This is a genomic window from Pseudomonas sp. B7 (assembly GCF_016735645.1).
GTDB classification, from domain to species: Bacteria; Pseudomonadota; Gammaproteobacteria; order Pseudomonadales; family Pseudomonadaceae; genus Aquipseudomonas; species Aquipseudomonas glycinae.
In genome coordinates this window covers 359,781-382,628 of sequence record NZ_JAERRE010000001.1, presented here as the reverse complement: position 1 = coordinate 382,628, position 22,848 = coordinate 359,781, and the positions used below count along the sequence as shown (strand labels likewise).

The 22,848-nt window shown below is 62.0% G+C and carries 21 protein-coding genes; 15 read left to right on the top strand and 6 right to left on the bottom strand.

What is annotated here, in order from left to right; genetic code table 11:
- Positions 1 to 13: 13 nt before the first annotated feature.
- From JKA62_RS01890 to JKA62_RS01860, 7 genes are all read left to right on the top strand, one after another.
- Entirely contained in the window at positions 14 to 736 is a 723-nt protein-coding gene (locus JKA62_RS01890; RefSeq protein ID WP_201815959.1) for a response regulator transcription factor, read from the top strand.
- Positions 723 to 2,147 carry a sensor histidine kinase gene (locus JKA62_RS01885; RefSeq protein ID WP_201815946.1) on the top strand — a complete coding sequence of 475 codons (1,425 nt, stop codon included), beginning with the start codon at positions 723 to 725 and terminating at the stop codon, positions 2,145 to 2,147. The genes JKA62_RS01890 and JKA62_RS01885 overlap by 14 nt, the downstream gene beginning before the upstream one ends.
- A gap of 170 nt (positions 2,148 to 2,317) precedes the next feature.
- Positions 2,318 to 3,220: a cysteine synthase CysM gene (gene cysM / locus JKA62_RS01880; protein ID WP_041475402.1), complete on the top strand. Its 903-nt coding sequence runs from the start codon at positions 2,318 to 2,320 to the stop codon at positions 3,218 to 3,220.
- Positions 3,220 to 4,605 carry a 23S rRNA (uracil(1939)-C(5))-methyltransferase RlmD gene (gene rlmD / locus JKA62_RS01875; RefSeq protein ID WP_011335481.1) on the top strand — a complete coding sequence of 462 codons (1,386 nt, stop codon included), beginning with the start codon at positions 3,220 to 3,222 and terminating at the stop codon, positions 4,603 to 4,605. The genes cysM and rlmD overlap by 1 nt, the downstream gene beginning before the upstream one ends.
- A gap of 88 nt (positions 4,606 to 4,693) precedes the next feature.
- Positions 4,694 to 6,937 (top strand): GTP diphosphokinase, encoded by a 2,244-nt coding sequence (relA, locus tag JKA62_RS01870; RefSeq protein WP_007957789.1) that lies wholly within the window; start codon positions 4,694 to 4,696, stop codon positions 6,935 to 6,937.
- A 5-nt stretch (positions 6,938 to 6,942) separates the two neighbouring features.
- Positions 6,943 to 7,776, top strand: a complete 834-nt coding sequence (mazG, locus tag JKA62_RS01865; RefSeq protein ID WP_041475600.1) for a nucleoside triphosphate pyrophosphohydrolase — start codon at positions 6,943 to 6,945, stop codon at positions 7,774 to 7,776.
- A 26-nt stretch (positions 7,777 to 7,802) separates the two neighbouring features.
- Entirely contained in the window at positions 7,803 to 8,345 is a 543-nt protein-coding gene (locus JKA62_RS01860) for a DUF2058 domain-containing protein (RefSeq protein ID WP_011335479.1), read from the top strand.
- A 97-nt stretch (positions 8,346 to 8,442) separates the two neighbouring features.
- Here the strand turns inward: JKA62_RS01860 and JKA62_RS01855 are convergent, their stop codons facing one another.
- The 6 genes from JKA62_RS01855 to JKA62_RS01830 all read right to left on the bottom strand — a co-directional run bounded on the left by JKA62_RS01855 (position 8,443) and on the right by JKA62_RS01830 (position 15,799).
- Positions 8,443 to 8,631 (bottom strand): hypothetical protein, encoded by a 189-nt coding sequence (locus JKA62_RS01855; RefSeq protein ID WP_007957795.1) that lies wholly within the window; start codon positions 8,629 to 8,631, stop codon positions 8,443 to 8,445.
- A gap of 278 nt (positions 8,632 to 8,909) precedes the next feature.
- The gene (fabB, locus tag JKA62_RS01850; RefSeq protein ID WP_007957797.1) at positions 8,910 to 10,130 is read right to left on the bottom strand and encodes a beta-ketoacyl-ACP synthase I; all 1,221 of its coding nucleotides are present in this window, start codon (positions 10,128 to 10,130) and stop codon (positions 8,910 to 8,912) included.
- 11 nt (positions 10,131 to 10,141) lie between these two features.
- Entirely contained in the window at positions 10,142 to 10,657 is a 516-nt protein-coding gene (gene fabA / locus JKA62_RS01845; RefSeq protein ID WP_003227150.1) for a 3-hydroxyacyl-[acyl-carrier-protein] dehydratase FabA, read from the bottom strand.
- 247 nt (positions 10,658 to 10,904) lie between these two features.
- A complete protein-coding gene (locus JKA62_RS01840; protein ID WP_201815943.1) occupies positions 10,905 to 12,806 on the bottom strand; it encodes an ATP-binding protein in 1,902 nt (633 codons plus the stop codon).
- Positions 12,803 to 13,735, bottom strand: a complete 933-nt coding sequence (locus tag JKA62_RS01835; protein WP_201815942.1) for an ABC transporter substrate-binding protein — start codon at positions 13,733 to 13,735, stop codon at positions 12,803 to 12,805. The genes JKA62_RS01840 and JKA62_RS01835 overlap by 4 nt, the downstream gene beginning before the upstream one ends.
- A complete protein-coding gene (locus tag JKA62_RS01830) occupies positions 13,736 to 15,799 on the bottom strand; it encodes a TonB-dependent receptor domain-containing protein (protein WP_236676427.1) in 2,064 nt (687 codons plus the stop codon).
- Positions 15,800 to 16,055: 256 nt separating this feature from the next.
- Between JKA62_RS01830 and JKA62_RS01825 the strand changes: the two genes are divergently transcribed.
- The 8 genes from JKA62_RS01825 to JKA62_RS01790 all read left to right on the top strand — a co-directional run bounded on the left by JKA62_RS01825 (position 16,056) and on the right by JKA62_RS01790 (position 22,818).
- A complete protein-coding gene (locus JKA62_RS01825; protein WP_041475401.1) occupies positions 16,056 to 17,081 on the top strand; it encodes an NAD(P)H-dependent glycerol-3-phosphate dehydrogenase in 1,026 nt (341 codons plus the stop codon).
- Positions 17,082 to 17,099: 18 nt separating this feature from the next.
- Entirely contained in the window at positions 17,100 to 17,447 is a 348-nt protein-coding gene (locus tag JKA62_RS01820; RefSeq protein WP_011335474.1) for a DUF4389 domain-containing protein, read from the top strand.
- Entirely contained in the window at positions 17,444 to 17,896 is a 453-nt protein-coding gene (gene sixA / locus JKA62_RS01815; protein WP_085655763.1) for a phosphohistidine phosphatase SixA, read from the top strand. Before JKA62_RS01820 ends, sixA begins: the two co-directional genes overlap by 4 nt.
- A gap of 81 nt (positions 17,897 to 17,977) precedes the next feature.
- Positions 17,978 to 19,633: an AMP-binding protein gene (locus tag JKA62_RS01810; protein ID WP_201815938.1), complete on the top strand. Its 1,656-nt coding sequence runs from the start codon at positions 17,978 to 17,980 to the stop codon at positions 19,631 to 19,633.
- A 31-nt stretch (positions 19,634 to 19,664) separates the two neighbouring features.
- Positions 19,665 to 20,108 (top strand): hotdog fold thioesterase, encoded by a 444-nt coding sequence (locus tag JKA62_RS01805; RefSeq protein WP_007957810.1) that lies wholly within the window; start codon positions 19,665 to 19,667, stop codon positions 20,106 to 20,108.
- Between the two features lie 118 nt (positions 20,109 to 20,226).
- Entirely contained in the window at positions 20,227 to 21,033 is an 807-nt protein-coding gene (locus tag JKA62_RS01800) for an alpha/beta fold hydrolase (RefSeq protein ID WP_085683559.1), read from the top strand.
- Positions 21,030 to 21,884: an alpha/beta hydrolase gene (locus JKA62_RS01795; protein ID WP_201815937.1), complete on the top strand. Its 855-nt coding sequence runs from the start codon at positions 21,030 to 21,032 to the stop codon at positions 21,882 to 21,884. The genes JKA62_RS01800 and JKA62_RS01795 overlap by 4 nt, the downstream gene beginning before the upstream one ends.
- 127 nt (positions 21,885 to 22,011) lie before the next feature.
- On the top strand, positions 22,012 to 22,818 hold the full coding sequence (locus JKA62_RS01790) for a DUF4892 domain-containing protein (protein WP_007957816.1): 807 nt from the start codon (positions 22,012 to 22,014) through the stop codon (positions 22,816 to 22,818).
- The last annotated feature ends 30 nt before the right edge of the window (positions 22,819 to 22,848 follow it).

Here is a 22,848-nt window from a genome sequence, read left to right as displayed (position 1 = left end):
TTTGCAGATAGTCATGACTCCTGTCTCTATTGGCCAGCCCCGCATTCTTTCCATCGAAGACGATCCCGTCCTCGGTGCTTATGTCCATGAACAACTGGGCCGCAGCGGCTTCCAGGTCACCTGGTGCCAGAACGGTAGCGAAGGCCTGAGCATCGCCCGGCGCCAGCCGTTCGACGTGGTGTTGATGGATATTCTGTTGCCGGGGCTCGACGGATTGAATGTCCTGACCCAACTGCGTCAGAGCCATTCCACGCCGGTGTTGCTGATGTCAGCCCTCGGTGCTGAGGCCGACCGTATCAGCGGATTCCGTCTCGGCGCCGACGACTACCTGCCCAAACCCTTCAGCATGGCCGAGCTGCATGTGCGGATCGAAGCGATCCTGCGCCGGGTCGCCCTCGACCGTCGTCCAGCTGCCGTCGCCCCGGTAGTGCCGGTCGGCGGGCTGCGTTTCGACGACGAGCAGTGCGACGTGTTCTACCTCGACCAGCCCGCCGGCCTGACCCGCAGCGAATACCGCCTGCTGGAAACCCTCAATCGCAACGACGAGGAAGTGCTGAGCAAGGCCTTCCTTTATCAGCACGTTCTTCAGCGCGGTTATGCGGCCCACGATCGCAGCCTTGATATGCACATCAGCCAGATTCGCCGCAAACTCAAGTCGGTCGGCTACACCGAGCGCGAAGTGCGCACGGTGTGGGGCAAGGGTTACGTTCTGAGTGCCGTCGATGAAAGTGTCTGACCTGCCGGGCCGGCACTCGCTGTTCTGGAAGCTCGCCTGTCTGCTGGTGGCGTTCTGTCTGCTGATGATCTGGCTGAGCTGGTCCTGGGGCTGGTACATGGAGCAGCGCAATCAGTTCCTCTCCGACGACGCCCGTCGCACCCTGAGCCGTTATGCCGCCGAGGCGGAGCGCGCCTGGCAGCAGGGCGAGCGCGATGGCATCGATAGCTGGTTGCAAAGCATGGAGCTGCGCGAGGCCGGCTGGGTCGGCGTGATCGGCGGCAACCTGCAGTCGCTGGGCAGCCAACCGTTCAACGCTCAAGAGCTTCAGCACCTGACCTTCCTGCGAGGTCTGGACTGGCCGATTCATAAAAGGGGCCGACCGTGGCTGCGGGTTCCGTTCCCCACTGACCCGACTGCCGGCAGTCTGGTCATCGAGTTGCCCGAGCGATTCCTGCCGGGGAAATACCGGGTGTTCTGGCGGGTCATCACCAACGGTGTGATTCCCGGCCTGTTCACCCTGCTGCTGTGCGTCGGCCTGTATCGCCTGCTGGTGGTGCCGCTTAACAATCTGCGCGAGCAGGCCAACGCCTGGCGCGCCGATGAACTGAATGTGCGGTTGTCGAGCGGCATCACCCAGCGCCCCGATGAACTCGGCGAACTGGCCCGCGCCTTCGATTCGATGTCCGAACGCCTGCAGTCCACCGTGGCCTTGCAACAGCAACTGCTGCGCGACCTGTCCCACGAACTGCGCACGCCCCTGAGCCGGTTGCGGGTCGCCAGTGAAAGCGAGCAACAGCTGCAACCGTTGCGCGAGCGCATCGGTCGCGAAGTCGACGTGATGCAGCGACTAGTGGAGGACACCCTGCAACTGGCCTGGCTCGACACCGAACGCGCACCGTTGCCGGACGAAGCGATCCAGATTCAGGCGCTGTGGGAAATGCTCACGGAAAACGCCTGCTACGAAAGCTGCTGTCCGGTGGGGCAGTTGCAGTGCGGTGTTGAAGCTTCCTGCTGGGTACGCGGCAATCTCAACACCCTGGCACAGGCTCTGGAAAACATCCTGCGCAATGCGATTCGTCATTCGCCACCGGGCGGCATCGTGCGGCTCGACGGTCGACGGGAGGGCGATTACTGGCACCTGTGGCTGGAGGACGAGGGCGGTGGTGTGGCCGACGCGGATCTTGAGCGGATCTTTTCGCCCTTCATCCGCCTCGACGGCTCGCGGCCGGGGGATGGTGGATTCGGTCTGGGCCTGAGCATCGCGAGGAACGCGGTGCAACGCCAGGGCGGTACTTTGTGGGCTGAGAATGGCCCGTCGGGATTGCGACTGAATCTGCGCTTGGTGGCGGAGGACAGTGCTGTCATTCCTGAAGTCTTCGCTGGCAAGCCAGATCCCACAGTGGACATGGGCCGCCCGCAGATTGTGTGAGCGGCACAGGAAAGTGTCAGCACTGCCGACACTCTTTAAAAAGTCTCACCACTGGTGAGACTTTTACTGCTTATTCCAAGAAACCATAAGCACCACACTTTGCGTGATATGGCCTGCGCAGGTTTGCCGGTATGATAGGCGCCCCCGCTGTCCGGATTGCGAAAAACGCCATGACCTTGCAGTACCCAACCATCGCCGATTGCGTCGGCAACACGCCGCTGGTGCGTTTGCAGCGCCTGCCCGGTGTCACCAGCAACACCCTTTTGCTCAAGCTTGAAGGGAACAACCCGGCGGGTTCGGTCAAGGATCGTCCGGCGCTGTCGATGATCACCCGTGCCGAGTTGCGCGGGCAGATCCACGAAGGCGATACGCTGATCGAAGCGACCTCGGGCAACACCGGGATCGCCTTGGCGATGGCCGCCGCGATCAAGGGTTACAAGATGATCCTGATCATGCCGGACAACTCCAGCGCCGAACGTAAAGCGGCGATGACCGCTTACGGCGCAGAGCTGATTCTGGTCAGCCAGGAAGAGGGCATGGAAGGCGCTCGCGATCTCGCCCAGCGGATGGAAGCCGAAGGCCGTGGCAAGGTGCTGGATCAGTTCGCCAACGGCGACAATCCTGAAGCGCACTACACCACCACCGGCCCGGAAATCTGGCGTCAGACCCAGGGCTCCATCACCCATTTCGTCAGCTCCATGGGTACCACCGGCACCATCATGGGCGTGTCGCGCTACCTCAAGGAGCAGAACGACAACGTACAGATCGTCGGCCTGCAACCGATGGAAGGCTCGGCCATTCCCGGCATCCGCCGCTGGCCGCAGGAATACCTGCCGAAGATCTATCAGGCCGACCGCGTCGACCGCATCGTCGACATGGCGCAAAGCGAGGCCGAAAACGTTACCCGGCGTCTGGCCCGCGAAGAAGGCATCTTCTGCGGCGTGTCCTCGGGCGGTGCAGTGGCAGCGATGCTGCGCCTGTCCAAAGAAGTTGAAAACGCGGTGATCGTTGCGATCATCTGCGACCGTGGCGACCGTTACCTGTCGACCGGCATTTTCGACGCGCCCAACTGATGGCCAAGCACGAGAGAGGCCTGCGCTTCCAGCCCACCGGCGGCAGCAAGGCCCCGCAAATCCCGACCGGCAAAAAGCAGCGCCTGAGCATCGAGCGCCTGGCCAATGACGGTCGCGGCATCGCGTTTTTTGAAGGCAAAACCTGGTTCGTCCTCGGCGCCCTCGCCGGTGAAGAGGTCGAAGCGCGGGTGCTAGGCGCCCACGGCAAAGTGGTCGAGGCGCGTACCGAGCGCGTGTTCAGCGCCAGTGAATTGCGTCGTCCCGCACCTTGCCAGCACGCCGGCCGCTGCGGCGGTTGCAGCGTCCAGCATTTGCCCCACAACGAACAGCTTGCCCTGAAACAGCGCATGCTCGCCGAGCAGTTGTCGCGAGTCGCCGGAGCCGAACCCGAGGAGTGGGCGGCGCCGTTGACCGGTCCCGAATTCGGCTACCGTCGCCGCGCCCGGATCGCCGTGCGCTGGGACAGCAAGGCCAAAAAGCTTGAAGTCGGTTTCCGTGCCGCCGGCAGCCAGGACATCGTTGCGATCAGCGAATGCCCGGTGCTGGTACAGCCCTTGCAGCCGATCATGACCCGCTTGCCGGAGATGCTGCGTCGCTTGAGCAAACCTCAGGCGCTGGGGCATGTGGAATTGTTCAGTGGCTCGTCACTCGCCGTCCTGCTGCGTCACATGGCGCCGCTGTCCGAAGCCGACCTGACGATTCTCAAGGATTTCTGCGCGTTCCATGAAGCGCAGCTCTGGCTGCATGGCGAAGGCGAACCGCAGCCGGTGGATGATGCACAGTCGCTTGGCTATCACCTGGAACAGTGGGATCTGCAATTGGCTTACCGGCCGGGGGATTTCATCCAGGTCAATGCCGGGGTCAACGAGGCCATGGTCGCCCAGGCGCTGGAGTGGTTGAAACCGACAGCGGATGAGCGCGTGCTCGACCTGTTCTGCGGTCTCGGCAACTTTGCCTTGCCGCTGGCAAAAGCTGCGCGTGAAGTGGTGGCGGTCGAAGGCGTGCAGACCATGGTTGATCGCGCGGCGGCCAATGCCGCCAGTAACAATTTGCATAACACAAAGTTTTTTCAGGCCGATTTATCCCAGCCTTTGACCGATGCCGAGTGGATCGGAAACGGCTTTTCTGCGGTACTCTTGGACCCACCGCGCGACGGTGCTTTCGAGGTGGTGCGCAAGCTGGCGGCCTTGGGCGCCAAACGGTTGGTGTACGTGTCGTGCAACCCTGCAACTCTGGCGCGCGATACGGTCGAATTGATCAAGCAGGGCTACCGGTTAAAACGTGCCGGGATTCTCGATATGTTTCCTCAGACGGCACATGTCGAGGCCATGGCGTTATTTGAAGCGAGCCAGGATGGCTCGTCTGATCCGACTGGTCGTCCGTAGCGCTCGCCTTGGCCCCGCGAGCGCGAACGGGCATTGACGGTCAGTGATTTGACGCATTGAATCTGCGTCGTAGGGAAGGTAAAGCAAGATGGTACAGGTGAGAGCACACCAGCCGATCAACACTGACGGCAGTATCAATCTCGAGGCTTGGCTCGATCATGCGGTCAGTGTCGATCTGGCACTGGATCGCGAAGCCTTGAAAGAGGCCTGCGAGTACGCTCGCCAGGCCGAGCAACAGTCCAATGCAGCGAAGAATCTCTGGTCCGAAGGCAGCGGCAGTTTCAGCACTGGCCTCGAGATCGCCGAGATCCTTGCCGACCTCAAGCTCGATCAGGATTCGCTGGTGGCTGCGGTTCTCTATCGCGGCGTGCGCGAAGGCCAGATCGAACTCGCGGCGGTCAGCCAGCGCTTCGGCCCGGTGGTCGCCAAGCTGATCGACGGCGTGCTGCGCATGGCGGCAATCAGTGCCAGCCTCAGCCCCCGCCAGTCGATGGTGCTCGGCACCCAGGGCCAGGTGGAAAACCTGCGCAAGATGCTGGTGGCGATGGTCGACGACGTGCGTGTCGCGCTGATCAAGCTCGCCGAACGCACCTGCGCGATCCGTGCAGTGAAAACCGCCGACGACGAAAAACGTAACCGGGTCGCCCGGGAAGTGTTCGACATCTATGCGCCGCTCGCGCATCGACTCGGCATCGGCCATATCAAATGGGAACTGGAGGACTTGTCCTTCCGTTACCTGGAACCCGATCAATACAAACAGATCGCCAAGCTGCTGCATGAACGGCGGCTGGATCGTGAGCGTTTCATCGCCGATGTGATGACCCAGCTCAAGGACGAGCTGCAAGCCACCGGCGTCGAAGCCGACATCAGCGGTCGGGCCAAACACATCTATTCGATCTGGCGCAAAATGCAGCGCAAGGGGCTGGAATTCAGCCAGATCTATGACGTGCGTGCGGTGCGCGTGCTGGTGCCGGAAATGCGCGACTGCTACACCGCGCTCGGCATCGTCCACACCCTGTGGCGGCATATCCCGAAAGAGTTCGACGACTACATCGCCAACCCGAAAGAGAACGGCTACCGCTCGCTGCACACAGCGGTGATCGGCCCGGAAGGCAAGGTGCTGGAAGTCCAGATCCGGACCCATTCGATGCACGAAGAGGCCGAGCTCGGCGTCTGCGCGCACTGGCGCTACAAGGGCACCGACGTCAAGTCCGGCTCCAATCACTACGAAGAGAAAATCTCCTGGCTGCGTCAGGTCCTCGAGTGGCACGAAGAGCTGGGCGACATCGGTGGTCTGGCCGAACAGTTGCGGGTCGATATCGAGCCGGATCGGGTCTACATCTTCACCCCGGACGGTCACGCCATCGACTTGCCGAAGGGCGCGACGCCGCTGGATTTCGCCTACCGCGTGCACACCGAAATCGGTCACAACTGCCGTGGCGCGAAGATCAACGGGCGCATCGTTCCGCTCAACTACAGCCTGCAGACCGGCGAGCAGGTCGAGATCATCACCAGCAAGCACGGCACCCCAAGCCGCGACTGGCTGAACCCGAACCTGGGCTACGTCACCACGTCCCGGGCGCGGGCGAAGATCGTGCACTGGTTCAAGCTGCAGGCACGCGACCAGAACGTCGCGGCGGGCAAGACCCTGCTCGAGCGCGAACTCAATCGCCTCGGCCTGCCGGCGGTGGATTTCGACAAGCTGGCCGACAAGGCCAACATGAAAACCGCCGAAGACATGTTCGCCGCCCTCGGGGCCGGCGACCTGCGTCTGGCGCAACTGGTCAACCTGGCGCAACAGCTGGTCGAGCCGGAACGCGGCAACGAACAGCTGGAACTGATCCCGCGCAAGGCCACCGGCTACAAGCCGGGCAAGCGCGGCGACATCCAGATCCAGGGCGTCGGCAACCTGATGACCCAGATGGCCGGCTGCTGCCAGCCGTTGCCGGGCGATGCGATCGTCGGCTACATCACCCAGGGCCGTGGCGTGAGCATTCACCGTCAGGACTGCGCCTCGGTGCTGCAACTGGCCGGGCGCGAGCCGGAGCGGATCATCCAGGTCAGCTGGGGGCCGGTGCCGGTGCTCACCTATCCGGTGGACATCGTCATCCGCGCCTACGACCGTTCCGGTCTGCTGCGTGACGTTTCGCAGGTGCTGCTCAACGAGCGGATCAACGTGCTGGCGGTCAACACCCGCTCGAACAAGGAGGACAACACCGCGCTGATGTCCCTGACCATCGAGATTCCGGGTCTGGACGCGCTGGGGCGGTTGCTGGGGCGGATTTCCCAGTTGCCGAACATCATCGAAACGCGGCGTAACCGGACTCCATGAAACCGATCTACAGCCTTGAAGACCTGCTGCACCTGATGAATCGTCTGCGCGACCCGCAGTATGGTTGCCCGTGGGACATCAAGCAGACTTACGCGACCATCGTCCCGCACACCCTTGAAGAGGCTTACGAAGTCGCCGATGCCATCGAGCGCGGCGACTTCGACCACTTGCAGGGGGAGTTGGGCGATCTGCTGTTTCAGGTGGTGTATTACAGCCAGCTGGCGCGGGAAGAGGGGCGGTTCGAATTTGCCGGGGTGGTCGATAGCATCACGCGCAAGCTGATTCGTCGTCATCCGCACGTATTCCCGACCGGCGATCTGTATGCGCCGCTGGACGTGCCACGTTTGAACGAAGAGCAGGTCAAGCAGCGCTGGGAGGAGATCAAGGCCGAAGAACGTGCCGAGAAGTCCGCCGAGCCGCAGCAACTGTCACTGCTCGACGATGTGCCGGCTGCGTTGCCGGCACTGTCCCGCTCGGCCAAGTTGCAGAAGCGCGCAGGGCAGGTCGGTTTCGACTGGCCGGATGCGTTGCCGGTGCTGGACAAGGTCCGCGAAGAACTCGATGAAGTGCTCGAAGCCATGTCCGAAAATGACCCGCAAGCGGTGGCGGACGAGATCGGCGACCTGCTGTTTTCGGTGGTCAATCTGGCCCGGCACCTGAAGGTCGATCCGGAAACTGCATTGCGTGGCGCCAACGCCAAGTTCGAGCGACGTTTCCGTTTTATCGAACAGGCATTGCGCGACACCCATCGACCCATGGAAGATTGCACCCTCGAAGAGTTGGACGCCCTGTGGGGCGAAGCCAAACGTCAGGAAAAGAATTTGCCCAGCTGCGGCTGAGCCGTTGCCCAAGTGAGTAAGCATCAATGAGCCTTTCCCTTCGCGACCAGTTGCTCAAAGCAGGGCTGGTCAACCAAAAGCAGGCCAAGCAGGTCAGCAAAGACAAACAGAAACAACAGCGTCTGGCCCACAAAGGCCAGATCGAACTGGATGACTCCCAGCAGCGCGCCGCCCAGGAAGCCATGGCCGAGAAGGTCAAGCGCGATCAGGAGCTGAACCGTCAGCAGCAGGAGAAGGCCGAGGCCAAGGCCCGCGCTGCGCAGGTCAAGCAGTTGATCGAAGTCTCGCGTCTGCCGAAGCTGACGACCGAGGACTACTACAACTTCGTCGACGACAAGAAGGTCAAGCGCATCTCCGTCAACACGCTGATGCGCAACAAGCTCAGCAGCGGCTCGCTGGCGATCGTGCACCATGCCGGCGGCTACGAAGTGATTCCTCGTGAGGCGGCCCTGAAGATCCAGGAGCGCGATCCACAGCGCATCGTGCAGCTCAACGAGAAGGTTGAAGAGGTCAATGCCGAGGACGATCCGTACGCGGCCTATGTGATCCCTGATGATCTGATGTGGTAATCGGGTCTCGTCTGGCTGCGAAGCGGCCCTGAAGCACCCAACAACGACAAACCCCGCTCATGGCGGGGTTTGTCGTTTTCAATGCTGTGGTTTTGCTTCAGGCGGATTTCAGATCCCGCTGGCGTTCCTGCAGTTCCAGTTCGGCCTTGTAGTTGTGGGCGTCGATCTCGTTGTGGAACATGCCGACCAGCAAGTCTTGTTGATGCACATCCCAGATCCGTACGCCGGCGGCTACGCCTTCATGGGACATGTGTGAATCGTCGCGTTCAGTTACTTTTACAGTCATCTGCTAGCTCCAAATCTCAAGTTATCTGCAGCAAGGCGTGTGCAGGCCTCTTTTATAGATTTTGTTAGCCTGCTAAGTAAATGTCCGATTCGTGCAATGTATTCTTGCGAAATCTGCAACAGCGCTGGAGCCCGCGGAATCCGCGACATTCAGTCGCAGGGCGGTAAGTTGCATGACAAACGTTTCATCTTGGCGCCGCTGAAAATGCCTTTCTCCAAGCGAAAAAAAACGCCCCGAACCGGTCGGGGCGTTTTCATGTGCGGCTCAGCGGGAGGGAATTACTTGCCTTCCCAGCGCTTCAGCACGAGGGTGGCGTTGGTGCCACCGAAGCCGAAGCTGTTGCTCATCACGGTGTTGATGGTGGCGTTCTCGCGGGTCTTGGTCAGCACCGGCAGATCGGCCACTTCAGGGTCCAGTTCGTCGATGTTGGCCGAACCGGCGATGAAGTTGCCTTCCATCATCAGCATGCAGTAGATCGCTTCGTGAACGCCGGCGGCGCCCAGGGAGTGACCCGACAGGCTCTTGGTGGAGCTGATGGCCGGGGCCTTGTCGCCGAATACTTCACGCACACCTTTCATTTCCGCGACGTCGCCGACCGGAGTCGAAGTGCCGTGGGTGTTCAGGTAGTCGATCGGGGTATCGACGGTGGACAGCGCCTGCTGCATGCAGCGGATCGCGCCTTCGCCGCTCGGGGCCACCATGTCGTAGCCGTCGGACGTTGCGCCGTAGCCAACGATTTCCGCGTAGATTTTCGCGCCACGGGCCAGAGCGTGTTCCAGCTCCTCGACCACGACCATGCCGCCACCGCCAGCGATGACGAAACCGTCACGGTCGGCGTCGTAGGCGCGGGAGGCTTGTTCCGGGGTGTCGTTACGCTTGCTGGACAGAGCGCCCATTGCGTCGAACAGGAACGACTGGCTCCAGTGCTCCTCTTCACCGCCGCCGGCGAACACGATGTCCTGCTTGCCCATCTGGATCTGTTCCATGGCGGTACCGATGCAGTGAGCACTGGTGGCGCAGGCAGAAGCGATGGAGTAGTTCAGGCCCTTGATCTTGAACGGCGTGGCCAGGCAAGCCGAAACGGTGCTGCTCATGGTCCGCGTTACACGGTATGGGCCGACGCGCTTGACGCCTTTCTCGCGCAGGATGTCCAGCGCTTCCATCTGGTTCAGGGTCGACGCGCCGCCGGAACCTGCGATCAGGCCGGTACGCGGGTTGGACACTTGCTCTTCGGTCAGACCGGAGTCGGCGATGGCGTCTTTCATGGCCAGGTAGGCGTAAGCCGCTGCGTGGCCGACGAAGCGATAGATCTTGCGATCGATCAGCTCTTCAAGGTTGAGGTCGATGGAGCCGGAAACCTGGCTACGCAGACCCATTTCGGCGTATTCCGGGTTGAACCGGATGCCAGGGCGGCTTGCACGCAGGTTAGCGGAGACGGTCTCTTTGTCATTGCCCAGGCACGAAACGATGCCCAGACCAGTGATAACGACGCGGCGCATGCGAATAACCCTTAGAAGTTGTCAGTGGAGGTGAACACGCCGACGCGAAGGCCTTCGGCGGTGTAGATTTCGCGACCGTCGACAGTCACCGAACCGTCGGCGATGGCCAGGTTCAGCTTGCCCTTGAGGACGCGCTTGATATGAATGTTGTAGGTGACTTTCTTGGCGGTCGGCAGGACCTGGCCGAAGAATTTCACTTCGCCCGAACCCAGCGCACGGCCACGGCCCGGCAGGCCTTGCCAGCCCAGGAAGAAACCGACCAGTTGCCACATGGCGTCCAGACCCAGGCAGCCCGGCATCACCGGATCGCCTTCGAAGTGGCACGCGAAGAACCACAGGTCAGGGTTGATATCCAGCTCGGCGACCAATTCACCTTTGCCGTACTTGCCGCCTTCTTCGCTGATCAGGGTGATGCGATCCACCATCAGCATGTTCGGGGCGGGCAGTTGCGCGTTACCTGGGCCGAACAGCTCACCGCGACTGCAGCGCAGCAGGTCTTCCCGAGTAAAGGCGTTTTGTTTGGTCATGCGAGCTCCTCAATAATCCCATGCGGCAGGTGGGGCAAATCTTCCCGGCCGATCGACGCGTTCATGCCTCGAACCGGCAGCCTACTCATAGACTATTGCGTTGTGGTGAAAGTCACAGCACCAAGGACATGAATGTACACTTGTGCACTGAAATTTTTAATCAAGCCCCTTTTGAGGCTCGTTCGGGTGCCTAAGACTGCCGCACTTTCGCTTTTCACGCCAGTCGCAGATGCTCGAAAGGGCCCTGTTACTGCACCCATCGCTGCAGAATCTGCTGCAGATCATTGCGTTTGAATGGCTTGGCCAGGTAATCGTTCATGCCCGCCGCGAGGCAGTTTTCCCGGTCGCCCTGTAAAGCATTGGCGGTCAGGGCGATGATCGGCACCTGGCCGCAGCCGGGCAGCTGCCGGATCCGCCGGGTCGCTTCGTAACCGTCGATCAGCGGCAAGCGGCAATCCATCAGAATCGCTTCGAAACGGTTGTCCCCGGCACTGCGCACCGCCTGCACGCCATCGGTGGCGACGCTGACGGTAAAGCCCAGGCTGCGCAGCATCGCTTCGATCACCGTCTGGTTGACCGGGTTGTCCTCGACCAGCAGCACATTTCGGCCTTCGCCGTGACTTGCACCGTTCAATGTGCGCGGTGCGGCAAGCGCGGGCAGCGCCTGCTTATATAGGGCCAGTGGTATTTCCAGGGTGAACACCGAGCCGCGACCTTCTTCACTCTGGGCGCGCAAGGTGCCGCCCATCCGTTCGGCGAGCGTGCGGGCAATCGGCAGGCCCAGGCCGGTGCCGCCATAACGACGGGAAATCGAACTGTCAGCCTGCTGGAACGCGTTGAACATCAGCTCCAGGCTCTCCGGCGAAATACCGATGCCACTGTCACGCACCGCACAGGTGAACCACAGCAACTCGTGATCCAGCGACTGCCACTGCGCCTCGATGCTGACGCGTCCCTGTTCGGTGAACTTCAAGGCATTGCCGACCAGGTTGACCAGAATCTGCCGGATCCGCGTCGGATCGCCCTGGACCTGCAAGTCGCGCAAGTCTTCGGGGATTCGCAGCTGCAGGGCCAACCCGCGTTGCGCCGCGCTGTGCTGGAACGACTGGGCGCAGGCGCCGATCACTTCGGCGAGGTTGAACGGAATGTGCTCCAGCTCCAGTTCCGAACGCTCGATGCGCGAGAAATCCAGAATGTCGTTGATCACCTTGAGCAAATGCTCGGTGGACTCGGAAGCCAGCGCCGCGTACTCGACCTGCTCCTCAGTCATGTCGGTGGTTTCGAGCAATTGCAGCATGCCCAGCACACCGTTCATCGGGGTGCGCAGTTCATGGCTCATCATCGCCAGGAAATCCGATTTCGCGTTGTTGGCTTTCTCGGCCTCTTCGCGGGTCTGGATCAGTTGCGCCATCGCCTGATGCTGCTCGCGGCTGGCCTGTTCCAGCGCCTGGGCCAGGTTGTTGATGTGCTGGGACAGGGCGCCCAGTTCGGTGTCGTCTACAATCGGCAGTGGGGTCTTGTAATCGCCGTCCTGAATCGCCTTGACCGCATTGCCGATGTCGCGAATCGGCTGCGACAGACTGCCGGCCAGCCGCCGCGCCAGGACGAACGTGAAGAGCAGGGCGAACAACGCGAGAATCCCGGCCTTGAGCAAAATTTCCTGTTGGCGCTGACTGAACGCGTCATTCGACAGACCGACGATCACCCGTCCCAGATAGTCCTCGCTGGCCACGCCGGGGCTGCTCTTGCCGTCCTGAAAGAAATCGTTGTGCAAGGCGATGCGTTGCAGCCGCACCGGCGCCTGGAACACTTCGACCTGATGCGGACGATTGTGCGCATCCGCCGGCTGTTCGACGTAAGAGAGAATCCGATTGGCGCTGTCCTGCACTTCCAGAAACCGCACGTTCGGCGTGGCCAGCGTGGCCTTGAGCAGGCTTTCCAGCACTTCGTTGTTGCCGGAAATCACCCCGTACTCGGTGGCCGGTGCGAGCTGGTTGGCGATCAGTTGGCCGGTGTGGTTCAGCTCCTGACGCAAATCCTGAATGCGCACAAAGGTGAAAAAGCTGATCAGCAGCAAGGTCAGCAACAGCGCAGGGCCCAGGCTGATCAACTGGGTGCGGGTGTTGATGTCCCAACGGCGGAAAATCATGGGCGGCGCTCTCCTTCGGCCAGCTCTGCGGCGACAGACGCTTCATTGATCGGTTCTATCCCTAAGGAACGAGCCACCTGCGCATTACTTGAGACTTTAAAACGCCCGGGATAGAGCGTGCGCGGCCAGGTGGCCGGTGGCCGGTCCAGCAACTCGTCGAGGACGGCCAGCCAGTCGTTCTGATCGCTGTAGGTACTGGCCAGGCTGCCGGCGCGAACGAAAGCGACATTCGGCCCGACCAGCGCCAGTTGCCGAGAGTAACTGCTGAGCAACAGGTTCTTCGCGGTTTTCGGGTTGTACAGGTCAGGGTCGTCGAGGCCCAGCAACACGTCGCTGTTTTTCAGCACTGTCTGCAAGGGACGGCTGTCGTGGGTGTTGTCCCAGCGCTGTGGGACGATTTGCAGCTTCAGCGGCTGGGCGGCCGATTGCAGCTCCTTGAGCAGGAACTCGCTGTGCTGATCGAACAGCACGCCCACTCGTCCAGCCTGGGGCAGAATCCGGCTGATCAGTTGCAGCTGACGACTCAGCGGCGGATCGGCCCACAGCAGGCTCAAGTGGGGTGGTTGCGCGTCGCCGAAGCGTTGCCGGGCCTGCAGGCGGCTGATGCGCAGCACCAACGTCGCCGGGCCCTGGCTTTCCTGCATGCGCCAGTCGAGGCTCGGCAGATCCAGCAGGATCAGGCGCAGGCTCGACGGCAACTTGCCCGGCGCCGGCAGGCTGGCCAGCGGCTGGAAATGCACGCGGTCGGTCGGGCGCAGTTCGCTCAGTGCCTGGACGAAGGACTGCACGCCGGGGCTTTCTTCGGCGCCAGTCAGCAGAATGTCGGCCGCCTGCACCGCCACGCCATGCAGCCACGCCGTCAGGAACAGACACAGCCCGGCCAGCCATTGGCCGAGCGTTGGCATCTTCCGTGACATGGCGTAACGCATCTAGAACTCCAGCTCGGCGCTGAAATACACCACGCGGCGTTCGTCGTAATTGTTGTCGACGAACGTGGTCGGCTCATGGTCGAGGCGTTGTTGCAGCACGCCGGCCAGTTGCAGCTGGGCCTTGCCCAGGGCGATGCGTTTGGCGATCCGCGTGTCGACCCGCTCGAAGCGGTAACCGTTGAGCGCGTTGTCACCGTAGTAGAAGAGGGCGCTGTTCCAGCCGTGGCCCCAATCGCGCAGCCAGCCCGCCGAACCGCTGTTGCGTGCGGTGAATTGCTGATCCAGCGGGTTGCTCGCCTCGGCGTCGACGAAGGCGTAGGTCAGGCGTAAGCGGTCGGCCGCACTCAGGCGCCAGTCCAGTTGCGTTTCGGTGCCGCGAAAGCGCGAGTCGTTGGCGTTGCTGGCGATGTACTGATTGTTGCGCAGCGGCTCGCTGATCATCCCGGTGATTTCGTCGTAGAACAGCTTCACATCCAGCGCCAGGCCCCACTCCGGGAAATAGCCGTTGTAGCCCAGTTCCCGCGAGCGCATGTGCTCCTGGTCCAGATCGCCGGGGCCCCGGGTCTTGACGAAGTAGCGGGCCGAAGACTGGCCATAGGCGGCGGGCCGCAGGTTGGTCACCTGATAACTCCAGTTGACGTTGTTCTCGAACATGTCCGGCGAACGGATGGCTTCCGAGTACACCGCTCGCAGGCTGTGGCGCGGGTTGAACAGGTAGTTGATCGCAAACCGGGGCGTCAGTGAGCTGCCGATCAATTGCGTGTCTTCGAACATGGCGCCGCCCTGTAACAACCAGTGTTCGCTGGCGCGCCACTCCAGTTGGCCAAAGGCGCGCCACGTGGTGTCATCGAGCGTGCCGTTGAAATAGGTCTCGGAATCGGCCCGGTCGTAACGATAGTTCAGGCCGCTGACCAGACGCAGGCTATCGGACAGGCTGAGGGTGTCCTGCAATTCCAGGTCGTAGCGCGATTCCCGGGCACTCTGGTCGATGTCGCCGCACAGGGTCTGGCGAGCGCCGTTGCGCCATTGGTCCAGCACTTGATTGGCCAGGGCCATTTCCTGCGGTGTACCGGCGGGTGCGCCGGGGCCGGTGAACAGCGTCATGTTGCGCGCCAAGCGCTCGGTGTAGTTCGGGTTGAGTTGCCACAGCTCCGTCAATTGCGGGCTGAACGACACTTCGGCGTCACAGGCGCGCCAGGTTTGCTGGCGATCCCAGTGTTGCGCAGAACCTTGCACATAAAGGCTGTGATCGGGATTGAGGTCCAGATTCCAGCGCACCGAACCGGCATAGTCCTTGGCAACCACGTCGGAATTGTTCCCGGCAGCGGTAATCCCGGAGAACACCGGTCGGTAGGTGTAAGGCCGCTGATTGGTCCCGTCCTTGGCGTTGATCTGCCAGTCCAGGCTCTGGTTGTCGCTCAGGGTCTGGCTGACCGCGAGGCTGAAGCGGTTCAAGCGGCGGTTGTCGCGGTAATCGGCGCCGGTGCGGTCGCTGTCAAAGCCGTCGTCTTTCTGGCCGGACAGCGACAGACGCAGATCGCCGCCATTCCAGCCGGTACTCTGACTGGCGTAGAAGTCGTTGATGCCGCGTTGGCCGCGCGTCAGCTTCAGCCGCGTGCCGTGGCTGTCCGCCGGGTTACGGGTGATGATGTTAACCACTGCCATCAGCGCGTTGGCGCCGTAGCTGACGGTGTTCGGGCCGCGAAAGACTTCGATGCGCTCGATGTCTTCCATGGCCACCGGGATGTCGCTCCAGTCCACGGTCGCCAGACCGGCGCGGTACACCGAACGGCCGTCGATCAGCACCTGCATGCGTCGGGCTTCAGTGGCGTTGGTTCCGTGATAATTCACCACGGCCTGATTGCCGCTGATATTGCCGACCATCATCCCCGGCACCAGCCGCAGCAGTTCACTGATGTCCCGGGCGCCACTGGCGCTGATCAGTTCGCTGTCGAGCACGGTCATGCTGCCGGGGACTTCCGCCGGCGACTGTTTCAGCCGCGTGGCGGTCAGGATCTGCGGCAAGGCCTCACTGTCGACAAACAGGTCGTCCGCCAGCAGCATTGGGCTGAACAGCAGCGCCAGCAGCAGGGACGAACGCGGGGAAGGGGGGCCAGAAAACACGACGCTGCCTTGATAGCAAAGAATTGGCGCGCATGTTAACCGAGGTCGACGACTTTTCCAGTCACGTTGCAGGCATTTTCCTCGGTTTTATTGGTCTTCTTCCTACAAGTGCGGGTAATTGACGCCGGGGCTGTCCGAGAAGGGGACGCTCCGTATAATGCCGGCATCGCCACTGGTATGGATTAACGGATTACATATGACTGAACAGCGCCCGATTGCGGTCCTGGGAGGCGGAAGTTTCGGTACCGCCGTGGCCAATCTGTTGGCCGAGAACGGCCATCAAGTCCGGCAGTGGATGCGTGACCCGGAACAGGCCGAGGCTATCCGGGTCAATCGCGAAAACCCGCGTTACCTCAAAGGCATCAAGATTCTGCCCGGCGTGACCGCGGTCACCGACCTGCAGGAAACCCTCGACGCCTGCGAGTTGTGTTTCGTCGCGTTGCCGTCCAGCGCACTGCGCACAGTGCTGGCGGCGCATGCCGAACGCCTGAGCGGCAAGATGCTGGTCAGCCTGACCAAAGGCATCGAAGCGCAGACCTTCAAACTGATGAGCCAGATTCTCGAAGAAATCGCCCCGCAGGCGCGCATCGGCGTGCTGTCCGGGCCGAACCTCGCGCGGGAAATCGCCGAGCACGCGCTGACTGCCACCGTGGTTGCCAGTGAAGATGAAGAACTCTGCAAAGCCGTGCAGGCCGCATTGCATGGCCGCACTTTCCGCGTCTACGCCAGCGCCGACCGTTTCGGCGTGGAGCTGGGCGGCGCACTGAAAAACGTCTACGCGATCATCGCCGGCATGGCGGTGGCGCTGGAAATGGGCGAGAACACCAAGAGCATGCTGATCACCCGCGCCCTGGCCGAAATGACCCGGTTTGCGGTGAATCAGGGCGCCAACCCGATGACCTTCCTCGGTCTGGCCGGTGTCGGCGACCTGATCGTCACTTGCTCGTCGCCGAAAAGCCGCAACTACCAGGTCGGTTTCGCCCTCGGTCAGGGCTTGAGCCTCGACGAAGCGGTGTCGCGCCTGGGTGAAGTGGCCGAAGGGGTCAACACCCTGAAAGTACTCAAGGCCAAGGCCCAGGAGGTCGGCGTGTACATGCCGCTGGTCGCCGGACTGCATGCAATCCTGTTCGAAGGGCGCACGCTTGAGCAGGTGATCGGTCTGCTGATGCGTGCCGAACCGAAAACCGATGTCGACTTTATTTCCACCAGTGGTTTCAACTGATTCAGCAGGGAGCAGGCCATGAACGATCCGAAAACCGAAGCCAAATATGAATCCATCCTCCTGCGGGTGTTGTGGATGATTGTTTACATCCTGGTCTGGCAGGTGGCGCAGTTCATCCTCGGCGCGGTGGTGCTGGTGCAGTTGATCTATCGTTTGATCTATGGCGCCCCGAGCGCCAGCCTGATGAATTTCGGCGACAGCCTGAGCCAGTTTCTGGCACAGATCGGTCGTTTCGGCAGTTTCCACAGCGACCAGAAACCTTGGCCGTTCGCCGACTGGCCGGCGCCGCGTACACCGGAAGGTGAGGCGCCACACGTCGTCGCGCCGGCACCGCATCCGGTTCGGGATGAGGAACCCAAGCTATGAAACTCTGGGTATTGCGTCACGGTGAGGCCGAGCCCTACGGCTCGCGCCCAGATTCCGAGCGGGAGCTGACCGCCCACGGTCGCCAGGAAGTGTTGAGCAGCGCGGCCCGCTTGATCGGCCAGCCGCTGACCGCCATCTACGCCAGCCCGTACTTGCGGGCGCAGCAGACGGCGCAACTGGTGCGCGAAGCCCTTGGATTCGAGCCTGAGATCCGCACGGTCGAGTGGCTGACCCCGGAAGTTGACCCGGACCGCGTTGCTGAACAACTGGTGTCGGTGAGCAATGTCCTGTTGGTCAGTCACAATCCGCTGGTTGGAAACTTGCTCAGCTACCTGCAACACGGCGCGGGCTACCCACCGGAAAAGGTCAGCACCGCCGGGCTGGCCGAGCTCGAACATAGCGAGTTGCTGATCGGTTCGATGACGCTAAACAGCCTTAAACATCCCTGAAATTTTTTGTACGAAATAGTCAACCAAGCACTTGCTTGGTTGACTACGCTTGCTCCAGACCAAAAAACAGGAGCGAGTCGAATGTCTTCCGCCTTCCGTTTGCCGCTGGACGTGTTTTACGAACGCGAGGCCCGGCACCCGCGTCAGCGTTTTCTGGTGCAGCCGATCGGCGGCGGGCAGGTCGAGACACTGACCTGGGCCGACGTCGGCCATCAGGCTCGCTGCGCGGCGCACTGGCTGCGATCCCGGGAATTGCCGCAAGGCAGCCACATCGCCCTGATCTCGAAAAACTGCGCGCACTGGATCATCGCCGATCTGGCGATCTGGATGGCCGGGCACGTTTCGGTGCCGCTCTATCCGAACCTCACCGCCGAATCGGTGAATCAGGTGCTGACCCACTCGGAAAGCGTGCTGGCGTTCATCGGCAAACTCGATGACTGGCCGGGCATGTCGCCGGGTGTACCGGCCGGCCTGACCACCGTCAGCCTGCCGCTGCATCCACCGGGCACATTCGATTTCAACTGGGATGACCTGCAACGCAGCTCGCCGATCCAGGACGATCCACGTCCCGCCGCCGAGCAACTGGCGACGATTATTTACACCTCCGGCACCACCGGCCTGCCCAAGGGCGTGATGCACAGCTTCGCCAATCTCGGATTCGCGACGACGCGCGGTACGCAGCTGTTCGGCCTCAATGAGAACGACCGGCTGCTGTCGTATTTGCCGCTGTGTCATGTCGCCGAACGGATGTTCGTCGAGCTGGCGTCGATCTATACCGGGCAAACGGTGTTTTTCGCCGAGAGCCTCGACACCTTCCTTGCCGATCTCAAGCGGGCGCGGCCGACGGCGATGTTCGGTGTGCCGCGGATCTGGACCAAGTTCCAGATGGGGGTCTACAGCAAGATTCCGGCAAAACGTCTGGATTTCCTCCTCGGTTTGCCCTTCATCGGCAAACGGATCGGCCACAAGGTGCTGGCCGGATTGGGGCTGGATGCCTTGCGCGTAGCGCTGTCTGGCGCGGCGCCGGTGCCGCTGACCCTGTTGCGCTGGTATCAGAAACTCGGGCTCGACGTGCTGGAGGTCTACGGCATGACCGAAAGCTGCGGTTATTCGCACATCTGCCTGCCGGGGCAATACAAGGAAGGCTGGATTGGCCGGCCGTGTCCCGACGTCAAAGTGCGGATCGACGAGTCCGGCGAAGTGCAGGTGCGCAGCCAGGCGAACATGCTCGGCTATTTCAAGGAACCGCAGAAAACCGCCGAAACTCTCACTGAAGACGGCTTCCTGCGCACTGGCGACAAGGGCGAGCAGGACGCCGAAGGGCGCTTGCGCCTGACCGGGCGGCTCAAGGAAATCTTCAAGACCAGCAAGGGCAAATACGTCGCCCCGGCGCCGATCGAAAACCGGCTGGCGGTGCATTCGCGGATCGAACAGGTCTGTGTGGTCGGTGATGGCCTGAGTGCACCGCTGGGGTTGTGCGTTCTTTCCGCCGTGGGCCGGGAAGAGCCCCGCGCGCCGCTGCATTCGAGCCTGGAAAAACTGCTGGAGGAGGTCAACGCCGTGCTCGACAAACACGAGCGTTTGCGCCGGCTGGTGGTGGTCAAGGACAGCTGGGCGGTGGAGAACGGCTTCCTCACGCCGACCCTGAAAATCAAACGCAACATCATCGAAGACACCTACGGAGCACGCTTCGAAGAATGGAGCGAGCGCAGCGAGGCGGTGCTGTGGCAGGATTGAGCGTCGATCAAAACAACAAAGGAAGCCTGCGATGACCTTGTGGCGCACCACTCCGAACATCGAGCAGCTGAACGCAATCCAGAAAAACACCATCGGCGAAGTGCTGGACATTCGCTTCGAGTCCTTCGACGAGGAATCGCTGACGGCCAGCATGGTCATTGACCATCGCACCCACCAGCCTTACGGCCTGCTGCACGGCGGCGCCTCGGTGGTGCTGGCCGAGACGGTCGGCTCGATGGCCAGTTACCTGTGCATCGACGCCAGCAAGTTCTATTGCGTGGGCCTGGAAATCAACGCCAACCACTTGCGCGGCCTGCGCAGCGGACGGGTCACGGCGGTGGCCAAACCGATCCACATCGGCCGTACCACCCACGTCTGGGACATTCGCCTGACCAGCGATGAAGGCAAGGCCAGTTGTGTGTCGCGCCTGACCATGGCGGTGGTGCCGCTGGGAGAACAACCGCCGGCGCGTTGATGGCGCGAGCGTCATAGCCCTGACCGGACTGTCATCATTCCTGGCAGTTACGGTCATTGCTGTGGGACGCGGTCTTACGGACAATCAACGCCTGTTTTTCGCTCATGGATTTGCCGGTATGTCGCAACCGATCTTCTTCGCCCACGCCAACGGTTTCCCTTCGGGTACCTACGGCAAACTGTTCGCGGCGCTGGCGCCCGAGTACCGGGTCGCGCATCTGGAACAACACGCCCATGACCCGCGTTTCCCGGCGGGTGACAACTGGTACCACCTGGTCGACGAACTCATCCATCATCTGCAACAGCAAGATGAACCGGTGTGGGGTGTTGGCCATTCCTTCGGCGGCATGCTGCATTTGCACGCCGCACTGCGTTGCCCTGAACTGTATCGGGGCGTGGTGATGCTCGACTCGCCGGTGCTGACCCGCACCGATCAATGGGTGATCCGTGCCGCCAAGCGCTTTGGTTTCATCGACAAACTGACCCCGGCCGGCCGCACGCTGGGGCGGCGCGAAGAGTTTGCCGATCTGGACAGTGCCCGTGGTTATTTTGCCGGCAAGACGTTGTTTCGCAGCTTTGATCCGGAATGTTTCGATGCCTACCTGCAGCACGGTCTGCACAAGGTCGGCGACAAACTGCGCCTGCGCTTCGATCCTGCAACCGAGATCAGCATCTATCGCGGCGTGCCGCACACCAGTCCTGCTCACACCCGGCAATTGAAAGTGCCGCTGGCGGTGGTGCGCGGGCACAAGAGTCGCGTGGTGATGAACCATCACACCCGCTTCGTCGGCCGTCTGCCTCAAGGCGAGTCGCTGACCGTGCCTGGCGGCCATATGTTTCCGCTTGAGCGCCCGCAGGACACCGCTCAATTACTGAAAAACCTGTTCGATCGCTGGGAGCGCCGGCAAGACAAGGATTGCGCATGAACCCCGCCGTCGAAGAAGTGCGCCTGAGCCTGCCGCATATCGAACTGGCGGCGCACCTGTTCGGCCCGGAAGACGGGTTGCCGGTGATCGCCCTGCACGGCTGGCTGGATAACGCCAACAGCTTCGCGCGTTTGGCGCCGAAGCTCAAAGGCTTGCGCATCGTGGCGCTGGACATGGCCGGTCACGGGCATTCCGGGCACCGGCCGAACGGCGCCGGTTACGCGCTGTGGGATTACGCCCATGACGTGCTGCAGGTCGCCGAGCAACTGGGCTGGAAACGTTTCGGCCTGCTCGGGCATTCCATGGGCGCAATCGTGTCGCTGGTGCTGGCCGGGTCGTTGCCCGAACGCATCACCCATTTGGCGTTGATCGACGGGGTAATTCCTCCTACCGACAAAGGCGAGAACGCCGCCGAGCGTATGGGAATGGCACTACAGGCGCAGCTCGATCTTCGGGAAAAGCGCAAACCGGTCTACAACACTCTCGACCGGGCCATCGAGGCGCGGATGAAAGGGCTGGTGGCGGTCAGTCGCGAAGCCGCCGAATTGCTGGCCCAGCGCGGTCTGATGCCGGTGCCCGGCGGTTACACCTGGCGCACCGACAACCGCCTGACCCTGCCGTCGCCGCTGCGTCTGACCCAGGAACAGGCGATGGCTTTCGTCCAGCGCATTGCCTGCCCTGCGCAATTGGTGGTCGCAGCTGACGGCATGCTGGCCAGACATTCGGAGCTGCTGGAGCGTCTACCCTTTGACCGGGAACAGCTGCCGGGCGGGCACCATCTGCACCTGAACGATGAGGCCGGGGCCGGCCTTGTCGCAGACTGTTTCAATCGGTTCTTCGCCATTCCTTGACTTGCTCCCGGCAACTGTCGAGGCTGGGCAGGTTGAAATGGGAGACAACCAAGATGGATTTCTACACCGCTGCGACTTCGAACTGCCCTCAAGGCACCCAGGCCATGCCCCTGCGATGAGCCTGTCCATGCGATCTATCAGTCTGCTGGCGCTGTGCTGTTTCAGTCCCTTTCTATTCGCTGCCGACCTGCCGGGCAGTCAGGACCTGCCGATCGTGCCGCGTGTGGCCGATGCGCAGATCGTCGACTATCGCCCCGCCGTGGAGCTGGAGCGGATCTACCCGCTCGGCTCGATCCGCAAGATCAGCGGCCAGTTGCGTTTCGACGGCCAGGTCAGCGCTCGGGGGCAAACCACCTCGGTGACCTACGAATTGCCGCCGGAACATTCCGCCACCGAAGCCTTCACCCTCGCTCGCGAAGCCCTGCAAAAACAGGATGCCCAGCTGTTGTTCTGGTGCCAGGCCCGGGATTGCGGCGAGAGCAGCCTGTGGGCCAATGAGGTGTTCGGTAATGCCAAGCTGTACGGTGCCGACGAGCAGCAGGCCTATCTGCTGCTGAGGCTCGCGGCCCCGCGCGACAACACGCTGGTGGCGCTGTACAGCATCACCCGGGGCAATCGCAAAGCCTATCTGCACGTCGAACAGTTCGAGGCGCTGGCACCGCTCGGTGACCTGCTGCCGACCTCGGCCACGCTGCTGCGGGAGCTGAAAAGCACCGGCGAACTGGACTTTCCGAAGCTCGCCGGCGATCCGGATGACACCTGGCTGCGCTTGCTGTCCCGTGGTCTGAACCTCGACACCACGTTGCGGGTGACAGTGTCCGGGCCCAAGGCCGAGGCCTGGCGGCAGGCGCTGATCGGGCAGGGCGTGCGCGCCGCGCGAATGGAAACCGGCAGTGTCGACGGCGAAGGTCTGCGCATCGATCTGTTGCGATAAGGTGTTTTTGGCGGACACGCTCGACGTGTT